Consider the following 6,507-nt stretch of genomic DNA (forward strand, 5'->3'; position numbering starts at 1 on the left):
CTGGGCGGGCGCGGGCGTGGCGGCGGCAGCGGCGGGAGAAGCGGCAGCGCCAGCACCGGCCTCGATGGTGCCCAGCACGTCGCCCACGCGGACCTTGTCGCCCTCCTTGAAGGCGATGGACGCGATGCTGCCGGCGGCGGGGGAGGGCACGTCGATGGTGACCTTGTCGGTCTCCAGCACGACGAGCGGCTCGTCCGCGGAGACAGACTCACCCTGCTTCTTGTTCCACTTGCCGACGACGGCCTCGGTGATGGATTCGCCGAGCGGGGGGACTTTCAGTTCAACGGCCATTCTGGGGTCCTCGGAGGATGGCTTCTTCGATGATGAGCTGCTGCTCGTAGTCGTGCGTCTTCGTGAAACCGGTGGCGGGGCTGGCGGCCTCGGCGCGCCCGATGTAGCCCAGCTTCACCGTCTGCTGCGCGCGCTGGGACAACAGGTCGTGCAGGCGCGGGAACATGAAGTGCCACCCGCCCGCGTTGCGCGGCTCCTCCTGCACCCAGTACAGCTCCTGGAGCGCCGGCAGCTTCGCCACCAGGTTCGTCAGCTCGTCCTGCGGGAAGGGGTAGAGCTGCTCCACCCGCACGATGGCGATGGCGTCGTCCTTGCGCTCGTCCCGGGCCTTGGCCAGGTCGTAGTACACCTTGCCGCTGCACAAGAGCAGCCGCTTCACCTTCGCGGCGTCCGCCTTCGCGTCCGGAATCACCTCCTGGAACGCGCCCGTGGCCAGGTCGTCCATGCGGCTCGTCGCCTCCGGGCGGCGCAGCAGGCTCTTGGGCGACATGATGACCAGCGGCTTGCGCACCGGGCGCAGCACCTGGCGGCGCAAGAGGTGGAAGATCTGCGCGGGCGTGGTGGGGTAGCAGACCTGGAGGTTGTCCTCGGCGCACAGGTCCAGGAAGCGCTCCAGGCGCGCGCTGGAGTGCTCCGGGCCCTGGCCTTCGTAGCCGTGCGGCAGGAGCAGCGTGATGCCGGACAGCCGGCGCCACTTGCTCTCCGCCGCGGCGATGAACTGGTCGATGATGATCTGCGCGCCGTTGGCGAAGTCACCGAACTGGGCCTCCCACAGGGTGAGGCCGTCCGGCACGTCCAGGCTGTAGCCGTAGTCGAAGCCCAGCACGCCCATCTCCGACAGCGGGCTGTTCCAGACGTTGAACGTCGCCTTGCCGGTGGGGAACTGGCGCAGGGGCACGAACTCCTCGCCCGTCTGCGTGTCGTGCAGCACCGCGTGGCGGTGGCTGAAGGTGCCGCGCTCGCTGTCCTGGCCGGACAGGCGGATGGTGTAGCCCTCCGACAGGAGCGTCGCGTACGCCAGCGACTCGCCCTCGCTCCACTGGAGCTCCTCGCTCTCCAGCATGCCCTGGCGCTTCTTGAGGACCGTGCGCTCCACGTCGCGGTGCACGTTGAAGCCCGCCGGCGCGGTGGCCAGCTTCTGGAGCGCGTCGCGCAGCGTGGCCTTGGCCACCGCCGTGGGCACCTGGGGCGCGTTCTTCAAGAGGCCGCCCTTGTACGGCTTCCACAGGCCCTCCAGCGCGTTGGGCTCCTTGAACTGGCTCTCCTGGCGGGCGCGGGTGAGCGCCGCGTCGAAGTCCTGGAAGCAGCGCTGCTTGATGGCGTCCGACTCCTCCGCGCTGATTCGGCCGGCCTCCGCCAGCGCCTTCGCGTACAGCGCGCGCACCGGCGGGTGCTTGCGGATGAGGTCGTACATCGCCGGCTGGGTGAAGGACGGGTCGTCACCCTCGTTGTGGCCGTAGCGGCGGTAGCAGATGAAGTCGATGACCACGTCGCTCTTGAACGTCTGGCGGTACTCCGCCGCCAGGCGCGCCACGTGGACGCACGCCTCCGGGTCATCCCCGTTCACGTGGAACACCGGGATGTCCAGCATCTGCGCGATGGCGGTGGCGTAGATGCTGGAGCGCGAGTCCGACGGGTCGGTGGTGAAGCCCACCTGGTTGTTGATGACGATGTGGACCGTGCCGCCCGTCGTGTAGCCCTTGAGGCCGGAGAAGTTGAGCGTCTCCGACGTGATGCCCTGGCCGATGAAGGCCGCGTCGCCGTGGATGAGCAGCGGCACCACGCCGGTGCGCTCCGCGTCCCCGCCGCGGTCCTGCTTGGCGCGCACGCGGCCCTCCACCACGGGGCCCACGCACTCCAGGTGGCTGGGGTTGAAGGCCAGCGACAGGTGCACGTTCCTGCCGGCGCGCGTGGTGTGGTCCGAGGAGAAGCCCATGTGGTACTTCACGTCGCCGCGGCCCAGGTACGCCTTGGGGTCCCTGGGGCCGTCGAACTCGCTGAAGATCTGATCCGGCTTCTTGCCCAGGATGTTGGTCAGCACGTTGAGGCGGCCGCGGTGGGCCATGCCGATGACCAGCTCCTTCAGGCCCATGCCGCTGCCCACTTCCAGCAGCGCGTCCAGCATGGGGATGAGGGCCTCGCCGCCGTCCAGGCTGAAGCGCTTGGCGCCCACGTACTTCGTGTGCAGGAAGTTCTCGAAGCCCTCCGCGTACGACAGCTTCGTGAGGATGTGGCGCTGGTCCTCCACGGAGAACGGCGTGCGGTTGTCGCTGTGCTCCATGCGCTGCATGAGCCAGCGGCGCCGCTCGCTGTCGAGCATCTGCATGAACTCCACGCCGATGTGGCTGGAGTACGTGCGGCGCAGCCGGGTGACCAGGTCCGCCAGGCGCACGCGCTGCTGCGGGAAGACGTGGTTGCACTCCACCGCCTGCTCCAGCTCCTTCGCGGTGAAGTGGTTCTCGTCCATCAGCGCCACGTCCGCCACGTGCCCCAGCTGCGGGCGCGGACGGTCCAGCGGATCCAGCTTCGCGCGCAGGTGGCCGCGCAGCCGGAAGGCCGTGATGGCCTGGTCCACCTTCGACTGCAGCCCGATGTCCTGCGCCGCGGCCGCCGGGGCCTGCGGTGCCGCGGCCTGCACGGCGACACCGTTCGCCTTGCCCTTGCCCTTGCCGTCGCCCTTGCCTTCCGCGGCGGCCGGGGCGGGGGCCTCCAGCTGCTTCGCGTTGAAGATGGGGCGGCCGGTGCCGTTGTTGCGCTCGAACACCTCACGCCAGCTCGCGTCCACGCTGCCGGGGTCATCGAGGAAGCGGGCGTAGAGGCCCTCGATGAAGTCGATGTTGGCACCAGAGAGGAAGCTGTCCTGGAAATTCGCCATGGCGGGGGTCTTTTACTGGATGGGCGCCGCGTTGGGGGGTTTTCGCCTCAGTTTGTTGAACCGCGTCATGCCCGGCTGCCTGTCTTCGCTCAAGAGAGCAGCTGGAGTCATGCTCCAAGTGAGCGGAGCTTCACCGAAGGCCGGATTCCCCCTGGCTGGAAGGGGCTCAAAGGAGGCGCCAGCCCCCCTGGCATGCTGAACGGACGTACATCCGGGGCAGGACGGGATAAGGAGGGGCGGGGCCTCCCACGCACGTTCAGGAGTGGTAAGCACACGCCCCCTCTTCCCTCCCTCAGCGAGAACGTACCGACATGCTCCTCCAGGGCAAGAAGCTGCTCATCACCGGCGTGCTCACCCCGCAGTCGTTGGCCTTTGGCGTCGCGGAGCACGCGATCGCGCAGGGCGCCGAGGTCATCCTCACCGGCTTTGGCCGGGCCAAGTCCCTCACGGAGCGCAGCGCGAAGCGGCTCAAGCCCGGCACGGAGGTGCTGGAGCTGGACGTGACGAACCCGGCGCACTTTCCGGCGCTGACGGAGGCGCTGCGCCAGAAGTGGGGCCGCGTGGACGGCGTGCTGCACGCCATCGCGTACGCGCCCGAGGACGCGCTGGGCGGCAACTTCCTCAACACCCCGTGGGAGAGCGTGCAGACCGCGTTCCGCGTCTCCGCCTTCTCCGTGAAGGAGCTGGCGGTGGCGTGCGCGCCGCTGATGCCCCCGGGCGGCTCCATCGTGGCGCTGGACTTCGACAACCGGCAGGCGTGGCCCATCTATGACTGGATGGGCGTGTGCAAGGCGGCCATGGAGGCCACCGTGCGCTACCTGGCGCGCGACCTGGGGCCCAAGGGCATCCGCGTGAACGCGCTCGCGGCGGGCCCGCTGGCCACCGTCGCCGCCAAGGGCATCCCGGGCTTCAAGGCGCTGGCGCAGTACTGGGGCAAGCAGGCCCCGCTGGGCTGGAGCGACAAGGACAGCCACGACCACGTGGCGAAGACGGCCTGTGCGCTCCTGTCCGATTGGTTGTCGTCCACCACGGGCGAGATGATTCACGTGGACGGCGGCTACCACGCGGTGGGCGCACCCCCAGTGGAGACGGTGGAGACACCGGCAGAAGGGGTCCCCGCGAACCCCACGCCCAAGGAAGGCTGAAGCCACCCAACCTTGTCGGAAAACCCAGACATTCGCCTGCCAGGCTTCCCGGCGGACGGAAGCCCCCCGCTTTCGCCCGTCGGAGCGCTCACGGTAGGATCACTCATGCAGCGCAGGACATCTCCGCACTCCGCGGGGCCTGTGCGAGGAGCCGTGGCACAGTGAGCACCAACGTCTTGCTGGTGGACGACAGTCCGACCGTCCGCAACATCCTCAAGATCTACCTGATGAACCTCAAGGTCAGCATCGTCGAGGCGGAGGACGCGCAGCGCGCGCTGCAGCTCTTGCGGCTGGTGCCGGTGAGCGTGGTGATCGCGGACATCAACATGCCGGTGATGGACGGCATCACCTTCGTGAAGGAGGTTCGCGCGAGCGCGCAGGCGCAGGTGAAGCAGGTGCCGGTCATCCTGCTGACGGCGGAGAAGGGCAACGACCTGCGCCAGCGCGGTTCGGAGGCCGGGGCCAACGCCTTCATCCAGAAGCCGGTGTCCCACGACGAGCTGACCAAGACGGTCCGCCAGTTCCTGAACGGGGGCTGAGAACCGTGAGCCTGCCGACGCTGCTGCTGGTGGATGACAGCGACGCCATCCTCGCGCTGGAGCGGGCCATCCTCTCCGGGCACTACACCATCCACACGGCCAGCAACGGCCGTGAGGCGCTGGACAAGGTGGGGCGGCTGCACCCGGCGGCGGTGCTGCTGGACCTGTCCATGCCGGAGATGGACGGGGACGAGGTGCTCCAGCGGATGAAGGCGGATCCGGGCACGGCGCACATCCCGGTCATCATCATCTCCTCGGAGAAGCAGCGCGCGGAGGCGTGCCTGGGCTTCGGCGCGGAGGCGTTCCTGCCCAAGCCCTTCCGCGCGGACGAATTGCTGGCGCGCGTGGGCGAGGCGCTGGAGAACGCGCGGCGCCGCTCGCGCTCCGGCGCCATGCTGGTGCTGCGGCTCAGCGTGGGCGAGCGCGAGTTCGCCGTGCCGCTGGACTCCGTGAAGGAGGTCCTGCTCCAGCCCCTGACGCGGCCCCTGCCCACCGGCCCCGCGTACCTGCGCGAGTACGTGGAGCTGCGCGGCCAGGCGGTGTGCGTGCTGGACGTGGCGCTGCGGCTGGGCGTGGAGCACCGGGTGGCCATCGCGGAGCGGATGCTGGTGGTCATCGAGGCGGAGGGCGTGTCGCTGGCGCTCACCGTGGACACGGTGAAGGACCCGGAGGAGTTCCAGGCGGGCGACATCGACCGGCGCGAGAAGGTGGGCGGCGCGGAGCACGGCCTGTTGCAGGAAGGGCTCGTGGGCATGCTGCGCACCGGCGGCCGCGCGCTGCCCATCCTGGATCCGAAGGTCTTCATCGCGCGGGGCCTCTTGCGCGACCTGCCCGCGCTGCTCGCGCCGGTGGAGGAAGAGCGGAGCGCATGAGTGCGGGGCTCGACCCGAGGCTCCTGGCCCGTGCCCGGGAGGTGGTGGCGGACACCACCGGCTTCCGCGACGACGCCATCGCCCAGGAGGCGGTGGAGCGCGTGCTGCGCGCGGAGCTGGCCCGGGGGCGCGTGCCCACGGAGGTCCTGAGCGAACTGCAGCAGCTGGGCTCCCCGCTGGCCTACACGCTGGTGCGCGCGGTCCTGGTGGGGGAGACGTACTTCTTCCGCCAGCCGGAGCACTTCCGCTACATCACGCAGGTGGGCATCCCGTCCGCGCTGCGCCACGGCGCCATGCACCTGCGCGGCTGGAGCGCGGGCTGCGCCACCGGCGAGGAGGCCTATTCGCTGGCCGCGTGCCTCCTGGCGTGCGCGCCCGCGGGGATGCCGGTGGAGGTGGTGGGCACGGACCTGCACGAGGCCAGCCTGGAGGCCGCGCGGCGCGGCACCTACGGCGCGTGGTCCCGGCGTGAGTCCGCCCCCGCGCTGCACCCCGTCTACGAATTGCTCAACGGGCGTCAGGTCTCCATCCTCCCGGAGGTGCGCAAGGTGACGCGCTTCGCTCCGGCGAACCTGCTGGCGCCGCTGCCGGAGCGCTTCGGGCTCTTCGACTTCATCCTCTGCCGCAACGTGCTCACGTACTTCTCCGCGTCCGCGCGCGACGCGGCCATCGTCCACCTGGCGCGGAGCCTGGCGCCGGGGGGCCTGCTGTTCCTGGCACGGTGGAGGTGGACCGGCGCGCCGCCGGGCTCACGCGCGAGGGCCGCCGGAGCTGCAGGCCTTCCG

6 protein-coding genes are annotated in these 6,507 nt (G+C 70.0%); 4 read left to right on the forward strand and 2 right to left on the reverse strand.

The window, feature by feature from the left end:
- On the reverse strand, nucleotides 1–291 hold a 291-nt coding region (locus ACLEQD_RS34215; RefSeq protein ID WP_410389845.1), incomplete at its 3' end, for a biotin/lipoyl-containing protein.
- On the reverse strand, nucleotides 281–3,166 hold the full coding sequence (locus ACLEQD_RS34220; protein WP_410389847.1) for a 2-oxoglutarate dehydrogenase E1 component: 2,886 nt from the start codon (nucleotides 3,164–3,166) through the stop codon (nucleotides 281–283). The genes ACLEQD_RS34220 and ACLEQD_RS34215, both read right to left, overlap by 11 nt.
- Before the next feature lie 311 nt (nucleotides 3,167–3,477).
- Here ACLEQD_RS34220 and fabI point away from each other — a divergent pair, with 311 nt between their 5' ends.
- From fabI to ACLEQD_RS34240, 4 genes are all read left to right on the forward strand, one after another.
- Nucleotides 3,478–4,311 carry an enoyl-ACP reductase FabI gene (gene fabI / locus ACLEQD_RS34225; RefSeq protein WP_410389848.1) on the forward strand — a complete coding sequence of 278 codons (834 nt, stop codon included), beginning with the start codon at nucleotides 3,478–3,480 and terminating at the stop codon, nucleotides 4,309–4,311.
- Nucleotides 4,312–4,472: 161 nt separating this feature from the next.
- Nucleotides 4,473–4,850, forward strand: a complete 378-nt coding sequence (locus ACLEQD_RS34230; protein WP_410389850.1) for a response regulator — start codon at nucleotides 4,473–4,475, stop codon at nucleotides 4,848–4,850.
- Between the two features lie 5 nt (nucleotides 4,851–4,855).
- Nucleotides 4,856–5,722: a response regulator gene (locus tag ACLEQD_RS34235; RefSeq protein WP_410389851.1), complete on the forward strand. Its 867-nt coding sequence runs from the start codon at nucleotides 4,856–4,858 to the stop codon at nucleotides 5,720–5,722.
- Nucleotides 5,719–6,507, forward strand: a 789-nt coding sequence (locus ACLEQD_RS34240) for a CheR family methyltransferase (RefSeq protein WP_410389853.1), incomplete at its 3' end; no start/stop codon positions are given. The genes ACLEQD_RS34235 and ACLEQD_RS34240, both read left to right, overlap by 4 nt.

Origin of the sequence: Corallococcus sp. 4LFB, assembly GCF_046520365.1 — a bacterium.
GTDB classification, from domain to species: domain Bacteria; phylum Myxococcota; class Myxococcia; order Myxococcales; family Myxococcaceae; genus Corallococcus; species Corallococcus caeni.